Origin of the sequence: Cognatundibacterium aquatile, from assembly GCF_014699135.1 — a bacterium.
GTDB lineage: Bacteria > Pseudomonadota > Gammaproteobacteria > Burkholderiales > Burkholderiaceae_D > Undibacterium > Undibacterium aquatile.
The window spans coordinates 218,645-234,580 of the sequence record NZ_JACOFT010000003.1 but is presented as its reverse complement, the minus strand read 5'-3'; the positions used below and the strand labels follow the sequence as shown (position 1 = coordinate 234,580).

Genomic DNA, 15,936 nt, shown 5'->3' with positions numbered 1-15,936 from the left:
TGTGAAGAACGAAAAGTGAGCACGACGGCGTTTCACGTTGCGGCAATGTGTCGCCTAGTCTGAGTGGATGACATTACTACCCGCATTTCTAGGTTAAAATCGAAGGTTTAGCAAACATTATTCCTCGCGCCGCCCAGGCTGCGATAAAGGCAGACAGCACGATGCTCACATTTCAACAAATCATCCTGACATTACAAGATTACTGGGACAAACAAGGCTGCGCCTTGTTGCAACCTTACGATATGGAAGTCGGTGCAGGAACATCGCACACTGGCACCTTCTTACGTGCGATCGGGCCTGAACCCTGGCGTGCAGCATACGTCCAGCCATCACGCCGTCCGAAAGATGGTCGCTATGGTGAAAATCCGAATCGTCTGCAACACTATTATCAGTATCAGGTGGTATTGAAACCGGCACCGGAAAACATTCTCGATTTGTATCTTGGCTCACTCAAGGCGCTGGGGCTGGATTTACAGCAAAACGACATCCGCTTTGTTGAAGATGACTGGGAAAACCCGACGCTGGGCGCCTGGGGACTGGGCTGGGAAGTCTGGCTCAACGGTATGGAAGTCACGCAATTCACTTACTTCCAGCAAGTCGGCGGCATTGATTGCAAACCTATCCTCGGTGAAATCACTTACGGTATCGAACGTCTGGCGATGTATCTGCAAGGCGTGGAAAATGTCTATGATCTGGTCTGGACCGAACGCGAAGAAAACGGCAAAACCGTGCGCCTGTCCTACGGCGATGTCTTCCATCAGAATGAAGTTGAGCAATCGACCTTCAACTTTGAATATTCAAATACCGATTTCCTGTTTTCTCTGTTCACCAACTACGAAGCAGAAGCCAAGCGCCTGCTCGAAGTAACAGAGAAATCGCTGGCGTTGCCTGCTTACGAAATGATCCTGAAAGCCGCACACACATTCAATCTGCTCGATGCGCGCGGGGCTATTTCGGTGACAGAGCGTGCCGCCTATATTGGCCGCATCCGTAATCTGTCGCGCGCTGTTGCCGCCGCCTATTACGCATCGCGCGAAGCACTCGGTTTCCCGATGTGCGCCGCTGACGATAAGCATAAACCTGTTGTCGCCTGAAACCTGAACGCGCAGACGCCTTACATAATTTCGGATGCCGGTTGCTGACCGGTATGCAGGAAAGATAAACATGAACCAAACACTGTTAGTTGAATTATTTACAGAAGAACTGCCACCCAAAGCGCTGGCGAAACTCGGCGAAGCGTTTGCCGCTGGCATCGTCAATGGCTTGAAATCACGTGATTTCTTAGAAGCGGATTCCGTCGCCACCAGCTATGCTTCACCGCGCCGTCTGGCCGTCAGCATCACGCGTGTGCGCGCCACATCGCCGGATAAACAAATCCGCGAAAAAGTGCTGCCGGTTTCTGTCGCCATGGATGCCGCAGGTCAGCCAACCGCACCACTGGCGAAGAAACTCGCAGCGATGGGTTTCGCTGATTTGCAAATCAGCGATCTGGAGCGCGCGGCCGACGGTAAAGCAGAGAGTTTTTTCTATACCTATACCGCAGCCGGTTCCGCGCTGGCACCAGCATTGCAAATTGCCATAGAAGAATCGATCAGCAAATTACCGATTCCTAAAGTGATGAGTTATCAGCGTACCGATGGCGATACTGTGCATTTTGTACGTCCGGTACATAAAATCATCACTCTGCACGGTGCGGACATCATCCCTTTATCCTTGCTTGGTCTGAGCAGTGATCGCATCACCAAAGGCCATCGTTTCCTGTCCGCTGGCGAAGTCAGTATCAGCCACGCCGACGATTACGCCGCTGCGCTGAAAACCGAAGGCAAAGTGATTGCCAGCGTCAGCGAACGTAAAGAACAAATCCGCACCGCGCTGTTGGCAAAGGCAGGCGACGATCTGGTGCTGATGCCGGAATCGCTGCTGGATGAAGTCACGGCGCTGGTCGAATGGCCAGTCGTCTATGAATGCCATTTCGAAGAGGAATTTCTGGCAGTTCCGCAGGAATGCCTGATTCTGACGATGCAAACCAATCAGAAATATTTTGCGCTGACCGATGCCAACGGCAAACTGCGCTCACGCTTTCTGATCGTCTCGAATCTGGAAACAGCAACACCGGAACACATCATCCAGGGCAATGAGCGCGTGGTGCGCCCACGCTTGTCGGATGCTAAATTTTTCTTTGAGCAAGACAAGAAAAAAACGCTGGCATCGCGTCTGCCTCTGCTGGCGAATGTGGTGTATCACAACAAGCTGGGTTCGCAAGCCGAACGCACAGAACGGGTCAAAACACTGGCCGGAAAAATCGCTGCAGCGTTGCATAGCGATGTTGCACTGGCAGAACGTGCGGCCTTGCTGGCAAAAACCGATCTGCTGACCGACATGGTCGGTGAGTTCCCTGAATTGCAAGGCATCATGGGCACCTATTACGCCCTGCACGATGGCGAGCATGCCGACGTTGCTGCCGCAGCGTCCGAACACTATCAGCCGCGTTTTTCAGGCGATACATTGCCAGCAACTGCAACCGGCACCGCCGTTGCACTGGCCGACAAACTGGAAACCTTGGTCGGTATCTGGGGCATAGGTCTGCAACCAACCGGCGACCGTGATCCGTTTGCGCTGCGTCGTCATGCCTTGGGTGTTTTGCGCATGCTGGTTGAGAAACGTTTGCCCTTGTCTTTATCTGCCTTACTGGCGGACGCAGTCGCTTTATTTGCCGGCAATAGCCAGTTCAAAGATCCGAGCGCCGATGTCTTGAATTTCCTGTTCGACCGTTTGCGTGGCCAATTACGTGAACGTGGCTTTGCGCAAAATGAAGTTGAAGCCGTCGTCGCGCAAAATCCGGATACGCTGGACAACATCGTCGAACGTTTGCAGGCAGTTCAGGCATTCGCAGCTTTGCCGGAATCAGTCTCGCTGGCCGCTGCGAATAAACGTATCACCAATATCCTGAAAAAAGCCGAAGGCACTCCGGGTGCAGTGAATGCAGCCCTATTGCAGGAAGCGGCTGAGCAGGCGCTGGCAAAAGCAATGGCTGATGTGAAACCACAAGTTGATGCTGCCTTTGCCAAAGGCGATTTTACTGCTGCGCTGAAAACACTGGCCGCTTTGCGCGCTGAAGTCGACAGCTTCTTTAATGACGTGATGGTAAACGCTGAAGACCCAGCGTTGCGGAATAATCGTTTAGCACTGCTATCCAGTCTGCACGGCATGCTGAATCAGGTTGCTGATATTTCTAAACTCGCTGCTTAAGAATGACGTCTAAGGATTTGCCGATGAAACTCATTATTCTCGACCGCGATGGCGTCATCAATCATGATTCCGATGCCTTCATCAAGTCGCCGGATGAATGGGTGCCTATCCCCGGTTCGCTGCAAGCGATCGCACGCCTGAATCAGGCGGGTTATCGCGTGGTGGTGGCAACCAATCAGTCTGGCATAGGGCGTAAGTTGTTTGATATGGCCACACTCAATGCAATTCACCAGAAGATGCATGCGGCAGCACAACAAGTCGGGGCAACGATTGATGCGGTCTTTTTTTGCCCGCACATGGCCGATGAAAATTGCGATTGCCGCAAACCTAAACCAGGAATGTTGCAGGAAATCTCCCGCCGCTATGAAGTCAATCTGAGAGGCGTGCATACCATCGGTGACTCTTTACGCGATCTGCAATCCGGCTTTGTGGTCGGCTGCATTCCCCATCTGGTGCTGACGGGTAAAGGCCAGAAAACGCAGGAAAAAGGCGGGCTGCCACCGGGCACACAAATTCATCCCGACCTCGCAACCATGGTCGATAATTTGCTTGCTTCAAATCAGGCTGATATCAAAACTGACATTAATATTGCGATCTGACTCTGCTGTCAGTCGTAATGAACGGAAATCTCATGTATCGCGCTATTCTTTTTATCCGCTCTTTTATTTTCATGTTGCTGATGATTGCTATCACGGTGATCTGGTCGCCAATCAGCATGTTGTTCGCATTTCTGCCGTATAACCAGCGTTACTACATTACAGCGCGCTGGAATGTCTTTGTGGTGTGGGCCGCCAGAGTCGTTTGCGGTATCCGCTACGAATTCAAAGGTTATGAAAATTTGCCGGATGCGCCAGCGATTATTTTGTCTAAACATCAGTCGGCATGGGAAACTATTTTTCTGCTGATGGCAACACCGAGACCATTGGTCTTTGTCTTCAAAAAAGAGATTACGTATATCCCGTTTTTTGGCTGGGCCATTTCCATGTTGCGCATGATTCCTATCGACAGAAAAAAAGGTAAAGATGCGTTTGCGCAGGTCGTCAGCACGGGCAAGAAACGTCTGGCAGATGGTCAGTGGATCATTATGTTCCCTGAAGGCACCCGTATTCCAGTCGGTAAAAAAGGCTCGTACAAAGGTGGTGGCGCCCGTCTGGCGGTAGAAACCAATACGCCAGTAGTTCCGATCGCATTGAACTCAGGTGAATGCTGGCCGAAAAATTCGTTTATCAAAAAACCCGGCCTGATCACAGTATCGGTAGGGAAACCGATCTCACCGGATGGCTGCACAGCAGCAGAACTGATGCAAAAAGTCGAAACCTGGATAGAAGCAGAAATGCGCGTGATTTCGCCTGACGTGTATAAAAGCGAACAGAAATAAATACCAGCCTCGCCTGCCGTCAGAATATATCGGCAGGCGCGGTATCACGGGCGACGGTATTCAATATGGCTCGCCACCGGCCGCCACTTCTGGCGACTTCTGCGGACTTTTTCAACTTGGTATACATTGCGCACTGGCTAATCTCTTTTTTGTTGTTCCGGATAAAAGCGTGCAAAACAAGTTCAGTGTACTCAGTGTGTCTCGGTTGAAATGAAATCCCCGCTCCCATCTTTAGGTAAAGCGATACAACGCGCCTTGCAACTGGATTTATTCAGTGACTTTCTGGTGTCGGAACGTCTGCGTTCGCCGACACCACAACCTGGCAGCCAGACAGCACAACCACCTGCGACCTTACAACCGCCACCTCAGCTACCTTCGGCAGAGACCGACATTGAGCGGCGAACAGGTGATCTGCGACGCATACAGTTGCAAGGAACTTGGCTGACATATCAGTTGCAAAGATCGAAGCGACGCAGCATAGGCTTCCTGATTAACGAAGATGGCCTGCGCATCACCGCGCCACGCTGGGTCACACTTGCGGACATTGAAAAAGCCATTCATGAAAAACAAACCTGGATATTGCGCAAACTGGCAGAGCGGCGCGAGCTGACAGCACGTCGCGCCCGACCGGTAATGCAATGGTGTGATGGTGCCAGGCTGCCCTACCTGGGCAATGAGATTACCTTACGCATCACACCGGCCTCTGCCAGCGATACGCATTTCCGGCACGATGCCAGCGAGCTGATAATCAGCCTGCCCCATGACGCGAGCGAGCAGCAATTGAAAGACCGGGTGCAGGCGTGGTTGCAGCAAGAAGCCAGACGCGAATTTAATCAGCGCTTACCCATCTTCGCCGAGAAGTTGAATGTCCGTTATCACAGCATGGCCTTATCGGCAGCAACGACACGCTGGGGATCATGCACATCGCAAGGCAAGATACGGCTGAACTGGCGACTGATCCATTTTTCGCCGCAGATTATTGATTATGTGGTCGCACATGAGCTCGCGCATTTGCGGGAAATGAACCATAGTCCGCGCTTCTGGGCGACGGTACAATCGGTCTTCCCTGACTTCGAAATTGCCCGCCATCAGTTGCGCCAACACGCTAGCGCGGATCTGCCTGATTTTTGAAAAATGGGGGAGTATCCTGAATATTCCCCCTTTTATCCGCATCAACACTAAGACTTTTTGAATAAATTTGATTTACTCCCCCCAGTATATAAAGGAAAACACATGCGCATTCTGCACACCATGTTACGCGTCGGTAACTTACAACGATCTATCGCTTTTTATACCGAAGTTCTTGGTATGAAATTACTCCGCCAGTCGGATAATCCTGAATACAAGTACACGCTGGCGTTTCTCGGTTACGGCAGCAACCCTGAGCATGCGGAACTGGAACTGACTTATAACTACGGTGTTGAGCAGTACGACATGGGTACCGCGTATGGACACATTGCGATTGCTGTCGCTGACGCGTATGCGGCCTGCGAAGCCGTCAAAGCACGCGGCGGCAATGTGACACGTGAAGCTGGCCCGGTGAAAGGTGGCAGTACAGTGATTGCGTTTGTACAAGATCCTGACGGTTATAAAATTGAATTCATCCAGCGCATGTCTGAGGTTAGCCTGTAAGGTTCGCTGCAATAAGCCCTATTGCTGTACGAACCAGATCAAATAAAAAAGCGCAGAGATTCTGCGCTTTTTTTTCAGAGATTCTGCGCTTTTTTTATGCGAGTCAAAAAACAAGCAGCGGTTCCGCTACCTTTGCTCAGGTTCTTTTTCCTGTTCGTCCGGACGACTCACCATCTGATTAATTGCTTTTGCCAGAAACAGCATACTCAGAATAAACAGCAGTAATAAACCGGTAAAAATGGCCGTCCACATGTGCAAAACTCAGACAAAAGAAAGTCTTTCTTTATAGCAACAAAAGACCTGTGAGGTCAATGAAGTTTCCTTGAATCAATTATTCATTGATTAAGTATTTTTCATTATTTAACCTTTAATGCCTGGACGTGATTTATGAACAGTAAGACGATAGCCCGGCATCAGGCACTGAACCAATTCGCTAACAGCAATGTCGCTAATGCACGCCAACAATCAGACGTGCCCGTAGCGGCGGAAATACGCAATCAGGCCGCTGGTCGATGTATCCAACTGTGCATCATTCGACTGATCGCCTAAAATCGCCGGCAACAAGCGGTTCGCCAGTTGTTTACCTAATTCAACCCCCCATTGGTCGAATGAATTAATGCTCCAGATTACGCCCTGCACAAAAACTTTATGCTCATACAGCGCCAGCAGCATCCCAAGCTGGAAAGGATCAAGACCGGGCATCAGTATCGTGGTCGAAGGCTGATTACCGGCAAACACTTTATGCGGTAGCAGTTTCGCAATCTGCACCTCACTCAGCCCTGCCTGCGTCAACTCTTCACGTGCCTGCGCCTCGGTTTTACCAAATGCCAGTGCCGCGCTTTGTGCCAGACAATTCGCCAGCAATGGCGCCTGATGGCCGGGTAAAGGGAAATCACTGGAAGCGGCCACCACAAAATCGCAAGGAATCAACCAACCTCCCTGATGCAATAACTGGAAGAAAGCATGTTGCCCGTTCACACCAATCTCGCCCCAGACGATGGGGTTGGCATGACAAGTTAACGCCTGACCATCACGATCAACCGCTTTGCCATTCGACTCCATTTCCAATTGCTGTAAAAATGCCGGAAGATGGCGCATAGATTCGTTGTACGGCAATATCGCTGTGGTTTCAGCGCCGAGGAAATTGGTATTCCAGATCGAAATCAGCGCCATCAGGACTGGTAGATTTTGTTCCAGCGGCGTCGTTCTGAAATGGGTATCCATCGCTTCCGCCCCCATCAGCAGGCGCTCAAAACCATTCATGCCTATCGCCAGCGCCACCGATAATCCCACGGCCGACCACAAAGAATAACGACCGCCGACCCAATCCCAGATTTCAAGGATATTGCTATCGGGGATGCCGAACTCATGCGCTTTGACCGGGCTGGAAGTGACCGCAATAAAGTGCTTGGCAATCGCCCATTCCTCCATTGCGGCTGCCATCAGCCAGGTACGTGCGGTATGCGCATTAATACTGGTTTCCTGCGTGGTGAACGTTTTGGATGCCACAACAAACAGCGTCGTGCGCGGATCAAGCTCTTCGAGTAAAGGTGCCAGATGCGCACTGTCGAGATTCGACACGTAATAAAATTTCAGATGCGGATGCTGCAATGCTGACAACGCACGGGTTGCCAGCTTGGGGCCCAGATCGGAACCACCGATACCGATATTCACAATATTCTGTATCGCATCGCCTTTAAAGCCACGCCATAAACCGCTGCGCACACGTTCAACAATGTCGCGCATCTGTTTGCGCACTGCACGCACTTGCGGCATCACATCATTGTCGACTGCCGGAAACGCCTTGTAATCCATGTGGCGCAAGGCGGTGTGCAACACAGCGCGGTCTTCGCTGATGTTGATTTTTTCACCGGAAAACATGCGATCTCGCCAGCCTTCGACATCGGCTAAACGCGCCAATGCCATCAGGCTATCGAGCGCAGGCTGATCCAGACGTTGCTTGGAATAATCGACCAGCAAGCCTTCCAGCTCTGATGAAAAACGCTGAAATCGCTGGCTATCCTGTGCAAACAGATCGCGTAAATGCGTCTTCTCCAGGCGCTTTTGATGTTCTAACAGGGATAACCATTCCGGTGTCAGCGTAATATTCATATCGTCAAAACCAATGTGAACAGAAAGTGAAAAATTAATCCGCAGTTACGCAGAAATTATGCAGCAGGCAAAAGGCGGGCCAGATTGACATATTGTTCAAGCGCAATCGTCTCAGGCCGCGCTTGCGGATCGATACCGGCATCAATTAACTGTTGCTCAGTAAACATCCCGGCAACGCAATTCCGCACCACTTTACGTCGCTGCGAAAATGCTTTGGTCACAACGGCTTCCAGGTTCTTTTGCTCGCACGCCAGCATTTCAGCTTTAGGAATCATGCGCACAATCGCCGAATCCACTTTCGGCGGCGGATCAAAAGCCTCTGGCGGCACGATGAATAACAAGTCCATGTGATAACGCCATTGCAACATGACCGACAAACGTCCATACGCTTTGCTACCCGGCGTTGCGACCATGCGCTCAACGACTTCTTTTTGCAACATAAAATGCTGATCCTGAACCAGCGGTGCAATTTCAGCGAGACGGAACAACAAGGGGCTGGAAATGTTGTACGGCAAATTACCGACGACCCGTAATTTCTTTCCTTCCGGTACAGGAATAGAGGAGAAATCAAATTTAAGCGCATCGCCTTCATGCACGATCAGCTTTTCGGGAGAAAAACTTTTCTTCAGACGGGCGACCAGATCGCGATCGAGCTCGACCACATGCATCTGCGGCACACCTTCGAGCAGCAAGCGCGTCATCGCGGCGAGACCTGGGCCGATCTCAACCATCGTATCACCAGCCTGCGGATTGATAGAGCGGATAATCTGGCTCAATACCAATTGATCGGTCAGAAAATTCTGACCGAAACGTTTACGTGGAATATGTTTCATGATGATGTTTTGTTTTTTGCCATAACAGCAGCGGTGCGTATCGCGACCTGCATGCTGCGGATATCGGCGTGTCCCACGCCTTTTGCAGCGAGGTCGAGCGCCGTGCCATGATCGACGGAGGTACGGATCAGCGGCAATCCCAAAGTGATATTGACGCCCAGCCCAAAACTCGCATGCTTGAGAACCGCAAGGCCTTGATCGTGATACATCGCCAGCACGCAATCCGCGTCCGCCAGATACTTTTGCTGAAACAAAGTATCCGCCGGATAAGGGCCGCTGACATTGACGCCCATGCTTTGCGCCTGCTGAATCACGGGGGTGATGACGTTGATCTCTTCAGTTCCGAGATAACCGTTTTCACCGGCATGGGGATTCAAACCAGCGACAAGAATGCGTGGTTGCAACAGACCGAACTTGTCTCGCAAGTCAATATTGATGATCTGTATCGTGCGCAACAAATGTTCTGGCTGTATCGCCTGCGGAACGTCTTTTAATGGTAAATGCGTGGTTGCCAGCGCAACGCGTAAAGCTTGAGGCAAATGAGCGTTGGCTTCGCAGGCGAGCATCATCACAACTTGTGGTGTATGCGTTTTTTCTGCGAAATATTCTGTATGACCACTGAATTTGACACCAGCATCGTTGATCGTGCTTTTCTGCAAAGGGGCAGTAACGACAGCATCACACCAGCCTTGCTCCACCGTTTCGATAGCAACATCCAATGTATGCAATACCGCACGGCCATTACGCGGATCAAGCTGACCGGCAACGACATGCGCACTCAGCGGGCAATCAATGACGCTCATTCGATCTGCGGGGATGGCGGACAAGCCATAATTTCTGACTGCTTCGATCGAGACTGCCATCAGGCGAATGGCCGGATCAATCTCATTTGCCAGCATCGCCAGATAAGCAGCGTCCCCTATCAGTACTGGTCGGACTTCGTGACGCAAAGACCAGGCCGCACGCAACGAGATTTCCGGTCCGATTCCTGCCGGTTCTCCTACCGTCAGGGCAATGACCGGCAATCTTGGTTCAGGCATTATTGATCTTCCCGGTATTCAACATAGGTACGGTCACGCAATTCGCGCAGCCAGTCCTGCAGCGCTTCATCCGATTTACGTTCGCGTAAAGCCTGGCGTGCGGTCATACGCTGGCGGTCTTTAGACTGATCCTCGGTTTTACGTTCCAGCACCTGAATCAGATGAAAACCAAACGGCGACTGCACAGGATCACTGACTTCATTGATGGCGAGCTTATTCATCGCATCTTCAAACTCTTTCACGGTATCACCTGGGTAAATCCAGCCGAGATCACCGCCTTTGGACGCACTGCCATCAGCAGAATTGGTTTTAGCCAACTCTTCAAATGTCGCTGTTTTATTTTCTATCTGCTTTTTCAGGTCCAGTAATTTCTGACGTGCTTCCGCTTCAGTCACGATCTGATTCGCTTTAATCAGGATGTGGCGAACGCGGGTCTGCTGAACCGCCGCAACTGCAGGCTGGCCCTCACTGGCGGCACGCTTCCCGACCAATTTTAAAATATGAAAGCCATTCGGGCTACGGACGATTTCAGAGAATTCGCCAACCTTGATTTTATTGATCGCGTCAATAAACAACTGTGGAATACGATCTTGTTCACGCCAACCGATATCGCCACCTTTCAAGGCTTCAGCGCTGTCAGAATAAGTCACGGCCAGCTTGGCAAAATCACCGCCAGAACGTAATTTCTGCACGACTTCTTCAGCACGATTACGGCGCAAAGCGATTTGCTCGGCAGTAGCATTTTCAGGAATACGAACCAGAATATGCAGTAAGTTGATTTCTTGTTTACCGACTTTGGCACTGGCTTCTGCTGCCAGGAAATTATCAATTTCTGATTCAGTAATCAAAATTTTGCTATCCACTTCACGTTCGCGAATACGTTGCATCATGATGTCGTCGCGGATTTCTTCGCGGAAACGCGCAAATGAAGTGCCTTCACGTTCGATCTGATTGCGGAATTCCTGCAGATTCATTTTATTCTGCTCGGCCATGCGCTGTAAGGTACGATCCAGCATCACATCATCAACCCGCATGCCATTTTCTTTGGCCAGCTGTAACTGGGCACGGTCAACAATCAGACGTTCAATTAATTGCTTCTTTAATTCGGCGCGGTCAGGCAATGCCGTTCCCTGCGCTTTGAGCCGGCGCTCAACGGACACTATGCGCTCATTAACCTCTTGCTGCGTGATCACTTCATCATTCACGACCACGGCAATGCTGTTGATGGCTTGTGGTTTAGCAGGGGCTGAAGCCTGTTGCGCCAGACTGAACTGACTTATCAGCAAACTTGCGGAAACGGCCAAAACAGAAATAAAAGTGCGTTGTTTCATGTGCAATAAATGTCGCATAATGTTCTAAAAATCTGGTTAAGCAAGGCGTCAGAGCAGCGTGTTCTGAGAGCGCAAAAGTTGCAATATACACGTTAGCTCTCATTTCACAAACAACCACATCCTGACATTGCTGCAGAGAAAATCGTCAATGGCTTTTTTCTCGTCTAAACGAACGTCAATTAACGCTCACTAATCGGTTGATAACCGGAGATATTCCTTTTTAACGCCTCGATCGGGTTATTACCGATACCCAATCGCGCTAAACCGTTCAGTTCAAGCTGAATTGAAAAACCTGAATTATTATTAGTACTGTTCACCGCAAAACGCTGCGCGAGGAAGCGTAAAGACCAGCAATCGGCCTTGTATTCGAAACCAACCAGACCATCAACAACGCGCTTATCCATCAAAGAATAATTGCTGCGACCGACGGCATACCAGCGATTCGCAATCGGCCATTGTCCCGAAATATCGAGCTGTTTCAATGTATCCCGTTGCAGGCGGTAAGACAGATTCAAGATTTTTTTTACTTCAGGTTGCCAGCGTATACCATAACTTGCCTGCACCGATTGATGGGTACTCTGATTCAACTGCAAAGCGGCGTCTGCCGACAAAGTCGGTGAGACTTTTCCAGATGCTGCCAGTAATAAGTCTGAACGACTCGGGCTGTTCACGTTATCCAGCGTCACGCGCTGGGTATTGAAATAAAAGCGCTGCCCCAACGCAAGTTTAAGTCTTTCCTCACCATCCATTTCGATATAGCGGGAGACCAATGCGGCGGTAATCTGATTGGCGTCACCGATACGATCCTGGCCGGTAAAACGATTTTCACTAAAAATCTGCGCAAAATTGAAATCAGCTACACCGCTGTCAAAATTAGGGAAAGCAGACTGTTCGCGATACGGTGTACGTACATAGAACAAGCGCGGTTCCAGCGTTTGTGTGACTTCTTTCCCCAACAAAGTGGATTGCCGTTCAAACACCAGACCGCTGTCAACAGAAAAAGTCGGAACGACACGGTGGAAATTCGGGTCCTGACCGGGAACGATATTGGACAACTGATAAGTGGTCGCATGCAAAGAAACTTTCGGCACCACAAAATAGCCAGGTTCAACCATAGGGAATGAGACCTGTGGATTCAGAACCAGCCTGTCACCACGGACTTGCGTGGGATGCCAGAAGCGCGTCAGCATTGCATCTGCGGACCAGTCAAATCCTTTCACATCATGCTGTTCGGCATGAAATTGCAGTTGCGGTAAACGATCATACGGCCGGGCAATAGGTGCTGCATAATCCTGCAGCACCTGATAGTTACTGGCACGTAAATTCAGATTCCAGAACGATCCGGTATACGTGAAATTAATGTCGCGCAATAATAAACGCTGCGAAGTCTTGGTAATCGAATTTGAAAAATCCGACGGATAATTATCGTCTGACGCGTAATTCAGATTCCAGTTCAGCGCCAGCTCTGGCAGCAGTTGTTGCTGATGAACAGACGTCAGCGCATAGCGATTGGTATTCGTGACGCGATCATTATTGAGCCCCTCAAGACTGGTTTCGCCACGATAGGTTTCGCCCAGATAGCGCCCTTCAGCACCAAGCTGCAAGCCACGACGTGAAATCACCTTAGGATATAAAGTCAGATCACGATTCGGTGCAATATTGAAATAATAGGGTAAAGCAAATTCTGCACCGCCCTTGGATGAAGCGCCGAAAACCGGTGGCAGGAAACCTGAATGACGCGCGCCTGACAACGGAAATGTCAGCGAAGGCGTCGCCAGAATTGGCGTTCCCAGAAAGTATAGTACGGATTTGCCTGCGATCCCTTTATCAAGACCGGTATCGAGGTCCAGTGTTTCAGCGCGCAAATACCAATCCGGATCAAGCCCATCACAAGTACTGTAAGTTCCCTGATGAATGAGAGAACGCTCTTCATCAATAAAATCGATTTTTTCCGCTTTGCCCTGCGCGTTGTTACGCAACAGTTTGTACACAGGGTTGATCACATTGCCGGAGCTTGAGTCAAGCTGGATGCGAGCGCTATCCCCTTTGTAACAATCACCATTACGCTGCAAACTGACCTTCCCTTCAGCATCGACCTCATCTTCAAGAAAGCGATAAGTGGCCTTATCTGCGTTCATGGTCGTCGCACCTTTTACCACTTCAACATCATTTTCAAAGTGGATAAATCGCTCTGGCCTTCCCCACAGACGTTCTGACTGCACGGTCGTCGGGGCGTTTTTATCGTCAGCTTTGGTTTGATTATTTTTCTGGCGTAGTACCAGATCTTCCTCAAAGCTCTGAGGAGCTGTTGTTTGCGCCTGCGCCTGCGCAAAGAAGGCCGGTACGAGCACCGACACGACAATCGCGGGGATAGTAGGAAACATCAGCGGTGAGTGAGATAATACGGGTTTCCTGCGCATGTATTCAGAGGTCAGTAAGCGTTTTGCAAGCATGCTGGTCGGTATCATTCAGACAATCCGCCAGAAATCAGTCGCCTATTATAGGTGAAATGCTGAGAAAACCAGCTGAACAGTGCAGACAAACTAACTCTCTTATTATTTTACCCATGTCATCCACCGTTACACCGACGCAAACACCGACACAAAATCCCGCTTTGCCGGATAAAAAAGAAGAACGCCGCCTCGCTCTGCGTGAATGGCTGACAAATCTTCCGGATCAGGAATTGCTGATAGAAACGATGCGTCCGGCGTCAGCTGATGCCAGTTTTCGCCAGTTCTACCGAATTGACACAAAAAGTGGCAACAGCCTGATCGCCGTCGATGCCCCACCCGCCACGGAAAATTCAGCGGCCTATATCAAGGTTGCCGATCTGTTCCGGCAAATGAATTTATCTGTACCGGAAATTTTTGCGCAAGATCTGACTCAGGGCTTTCTGCTGGTCAGTGATATGGGGCAACATACCTATGCCCATGTACTGAATAATGACACCGCTCATAAACTGTATCTGGATGCGATAGACAGCCTGGTCTTGCTGCAAACCCAGAGCCAGCCTGATGTGTTGCCTGAATACGATCGCGCATTTCTGTTGCGTGAACTGAATATTTTTACTGAGTGGTATATCGGCAAACATCTGGGCGTCACCCTCACCGAAGCACAAACCAAAACTCTGGACAAGGTTTTTGATCATCTGCTCGCCAGCGCAATGGCGCAACCACAAGTCTTTGTGCACCGCGATTTTCACTCGCGCAATCTGATGTGGATGGACAAAGGCAATCCCGGCATCGTTGATTTCCAGGATGCCGTATATGGTCCTCTTACTTACGATCTGGTGTCCTTGTTACGTGATGCGTATGTACAATGGGACGAAGAAATGGTGCTCGATTGGGCCATCCGTTACTGGGAAAAGGCCAAACGTGCAGGCTTGCCGGTTCCTACCGACATCGACAATTTTTATCGTGATTTTGAATGGATGGGCTTACAACGTCATCTGAAAATTCTCGGCATTTTTACCCGCTTGTCGCACCGCGATGGCAAAGACACTTATCTCGCAGACATTCCAACTGTCATGGAATATATCCGCAAGACCGCACATCGTTATAAAGAACTGGTGCCGCTGTTGCGATTACTTGATGAATTAGAAAATACCGCGCCACAAGTTGGCTATACATTCTGAGGCGACGATAATGAAAGCCATGTTACTCGCAGCGGGACGCGGTGAACGCATGCGCCCGCTGACCGATGATTGCCCTAAACCCTTACTGAAGGTGCGTGGCAGGCCGCTGATCGTCTGGCACTTACTGAATCTGGCTAAGGCAGGCATCACCGACATCGTCATCAACCATGCGCACCTGGGTCACATGATAGAAGATGCACTGGGTGATGGCTCTCAATTCGGCGTGCATATCCAATATTCAGCGGAAACCAGTGCGCTTGAAACCGCCGGCGGTATCGCCAAAGCGCTGCCGCTGATTGGCGATGATCCGTTTGTCGTTGTGTCGGCCGATATTTACATTCCGCATTTTGATTTCAAAGAATGTCTGAATACCTTGGAAGATAGTGATCCATGGGGCAATCCGCACCCTGCCGATCAGCGCGATATCGCCTGGCTTTACATGGTGAAAAATCCCTCCTTTCATCCCGGTGGCGACTTTTCAATGACGCTGATGGGGCTGTCGAACGAAGGCACACCAAGGCATACCTTTGCCAATGTCGGCGTGTACCGCCCGGAAATGTTTGCCAGCATACGCCCCGGCGATTACGCCAAGCTCGGCCCGCTGCTGCGTGAATATATCGATGCAGGTCGCATCGGCGGCGAATTGTATCGCGGCGAATGGCATAATCTTGGGACTCCGGATCAGTTACATGCACTCAATGCGCCGTTGACGTTCAAGCGGTGAAAG

14 protein-coding genes are annotated in these 15,936 nt (G+C 50.4%); 8 read left to right on the top strand and 6 right to left on the bottom strand.

Annotation, left to right across the window (positions count from 1 at the left end; all coding sequences use genetic code 11):
• Positions 1-161 precede the first annotated feature (161 nt).
• The 6 genes from glyQ (at position 162) to gloA (ending at position 6,259) form a co-directional block, all read left to right on the top strand.
• Complete coding sequence (gene glyQ, locus H8K26_RS09640; protein ID WP_186882943.1) at positions 162-1,094, top strand: glycine--tRNA ligase subunit alpha; 933 nt, start codon at positions 162-164, stop codon at positions 1,092-1,094.
• A gap of 70 nt (positions 1,095-1,164) precedes the next feature.
• Entirely contained in the window at positions 1,165-3,249 is a 2,085-nt protein-coding gene (gene glyS, locus H8K26_RS09635; RefSeq protein WP_190479137.1) for a glycine--tRNA ligase subunit beta, read from the top strand.
• Positions 3,250-3,272: 23 nt separating this feature from the next.
• On the top strand, positions 3,273-3,848 hold the full coding sequence (gene gmhB / locus H8K26_RS09630; protein WP_190479135.1) for a D-glycero-beta-D-manno-heptose 1,7-bisphosphate 7-phosphatase: 576 nt from the start codon (positions 3,273-3,275) through the stop codon (positions 3,846-3,848).
• A gap of 32 nt (positions 3,849-3,880) precedes the next feature.
• On the top strand, positions 3,881-4,627 hold the full coding sequence (locus tag H8K26_RS09625; RefSeq protein WP_190479134.1) for a lysophospholipid acyltransferase family protein: 747 nt from the start codon (positions 3,881-3,883) through the stop codon (positions 4,625-4,627).
• Between the two features lie 210 nt (positions 4,628-4,837).
• Complete coding sequence (locus H8K26_RS09620) at positions 4,838-5,758, top strand: M48 family metallopeptidase (protein WP_190479132.1); 921 nt, start codon at positions 4,838-4,840, stop codon at positions 5,756-5,758.
• A gap of 102 nt (positions 5,759-5,860) precedes the next feature.
• Positions 5,861-6,259 carry a lactoylglutathione lyase gene (gene gloA / locus H8K26_RS09615; RefSeq protein WP_190479130.1) on the top strand — a complete coding sequence of 133 codons (399 nt, stop codon included), beginning with the start codon at positions 5,861-5,863 and terminating at the stop codon, positions 6,257-6,259.
• Positions 6,260-6,385: 126 nt separating this feature from the next.
• Here gloA and H8K26_RS17895 read toward each other — a convergent pair whose 3' ends face one another.
• The 6 genes from H8K26_RS17895 to H8K26_RS09590 all read right to left on the bottom strand — a co-directional run bounded on the left by H8K26_RS17895 (position 6,386) and on the right by H8K26_RS09590 (position 14,043).
• Positions 6,386-6,511: a hypothetical protein gene (locus tag H8K26_RS17895; protein ID WP_255422771.1), complete on the bottom strand. Its 126-nt coding sequence runs from the start codon at positions 6,509-6,511 to the stop codon at positions 6,386-6,388.
• 213 nt (positions 6,512-6,724) lie between these two features.
• A complete protein-coding gene (gene pgi, locus H8K26_RS09610; protein WP_190479128.1) occupies positions 6,725-8,371 on the bottom strand; it encodes a glucose-6-phosphate isomerase in 1,647 nt (548 codons plus the stop codon).
• A 56-nt stretch (positions 8,372-8,427) separates the two neighbouring features.
• Positions 8,428-9,204: a 16S rRNA (adenine(1518)-N(6)/adenine(1519)-N(6))-dimethyltransferase RsmA gene (gene rsmA, locus H8K26_RS09605; protein WP_186882936.1), complete on the bottom strand. Its 777-nt coding sequence runs from the start codon at positions 9,202-9,204 to the stop codon at positions 8,428-8,430.
• Positions 9,201-10,244, bottom strand: a complete 1,044-nt coding sequence (pdxA, locus tag H8K26_RS09600; RefSeq protein WP_190479125.1) for a 4-hydroxythreonine-4-phosphate dehydrogenase PdxA — start codon at positions 10,242-10,244, stop codon at positions 9,201-9,203. Before pdxA ends, rsmA begins: the two co-directional genes overlap by 4 nt.
• Positions 10,244-11,575 carry a peptidylprolyl isomerase gene (locus H8K26_RS09595; protein WP_223826942.1) on the bottom strand — a complete coding sequence of 444 codons (1,332 nt, stop codon included), beginning with the start codon at positions 11,573-11,575 and terminating at the stop codon, positions 10,244-10,246. Before H8K26_RS09595 ends, pdxA begins: the two co-directional genes overlap by 1 nt.
• A 179-nt stretch (positions 11,576-11,754) precedes the next feature.
• Positions 11,755-14,043 (bottom strand): LPS-assembly protein LptD, encoded by a 2,289-nt coding sequence (locus tag H8K26_RS09590; RefSeq protein ID WP_223826941.1) that lies wholly within the window; start codon positions 14,041-14,043, stop codon positions 11,755-11,757.
• A gap of 98 nt (positions 14,044-14,141) precedes the next feature.
• On the opposite strand from H8K26_RS09590, the gene H8K26_RS09585 reads away from it, so the two are divergent.
• A complete protein-coding gene (locus H8K26_RS09585) occupies positions 14,142-15,209 on the top strand; it encodes an aminoglycoside phosphotransferase family protein (RefSeq protein WP_190479122.1) in 1,068 nt (355 codons plus the stop codon).
• Positions 15,210-15,219: 10 nt separating this feature from the next.
• The gene (gene murU, locus H8K26_RS09580; RefSeq protein WP_190479119.1) at positions 15,220-15,933 is read left to right on the top strand and encodes an N-acetylmuramate alpha-1-phosphate uridylyltransferase MurU; all 714 of its coding nucleotides are present in this window, start codon (positions 15,220-15,222) and stop codon (positions 15,931-15,933) included.
• The last annotated feature ends 3 nt before the right edge of the window (positions 15,934-15,936 follow it).

What these genes read in the sequence shown, in the direction of transcription:
- glyQ (WP_186882943.1), top strand. Translation starts at nt 162, where the DNA reads ATGCTCACATTTCAACAAATCATCCTGACATTACAAGATTACTGGGAC.
- glyS (WP_190479137.1), top strand. Translation starts at nt 1,165, where the DNA reads ATGAACCAAACACTGTTAGTTGAATTATTTACAGAAGAACTGCCACCC.
- gmhB (WP_190479135.1), top strand. Translation starts at nt 3,273, where the DNA reads ATGAAACTCATTATTCTCGACCGCGATGGCGTCATCAATCATGATTCC.
- H8K26_RS09625 (WP_190479134.1), top strand. Translation starts at nt 3,881, where the DNA reads ATGTATCGCGCTATTCTTTTTATCCGCTCTTTTATTTTCATGTTGCTG.
- H8K26_RS09620 (WP_190479132.1), top strand. Translation starts at nt 4,838, where the DNA reads ATGAAATCCCCGCTCCCATCTTTAGGTAAAGCGATACAACGCGCCTTG.
- gloA (WP_190479130.1), top strand. Translation starts at nt 5,861, where the DNA reads ATGCGCATTCTGCACACCATGTTACGCGTCGGTAACTTACAACGATCT.
- H8K26_RS17895 (WP_255422771.1), bottom strand. Translation starts at nt 6,511, where the DNA reads ATGTGGACGGCCATTTTTACCGGTTTATTACTGCTGTTTATTCTGAGT.
- pgi (WP_190479128.1), bottom strand. Translation starts at nt 8,371, where the DNA reads ATGAATATTACGCTGACACCGGAATGGTTATCCCTGTTAGAACATCAA.
- rsmA (WP_186882936.1), bottom strand. Translation starts at nt 9,204, where the DNA reads ATGAAACATATTCCACGTAAACGTTTCGGTCAGAATTTTCTGACCGAT.
- pdxA (WP_190479125.1), bottom strand. Translation starts at nt 10,244, where the DNA reads ATGCCTGAACCAAGATTGCCGGTCATTGCCCTGACGGTAGGAGAACCG.
- H8K26_RS09595 (WP_223826942.1), bottom strand. Translation starts at nt 11,575, where the DNA reads ATGAAACAACGCACTTTTATTTCTGTTTTGGCCGTTTCCGCAAGTTTG.
- H8K26_RS09590 (WP_223826941.1), bottom strand. Translation starts at nt 14,043, where the DNA reads ATGATACCGACCAGCATGCTTGCAAAACGCTTACTGACCTCTGAATAC.
- H8K26_RS09585 (WP_190479122.1), top strand. Translation starts at nt 14,142, where the DNA reads ATGTCATCCACCGTTACACCGACGCAAACACCGACACAAAATCCCGCT.
- murU (WP_190479119.1), top strand. Translation starts at nt 15,220, where the DNA reads ATGAAAGCCATGTTACTCGCAGCGGGACGCGGTGAACGCATGCGCCCG.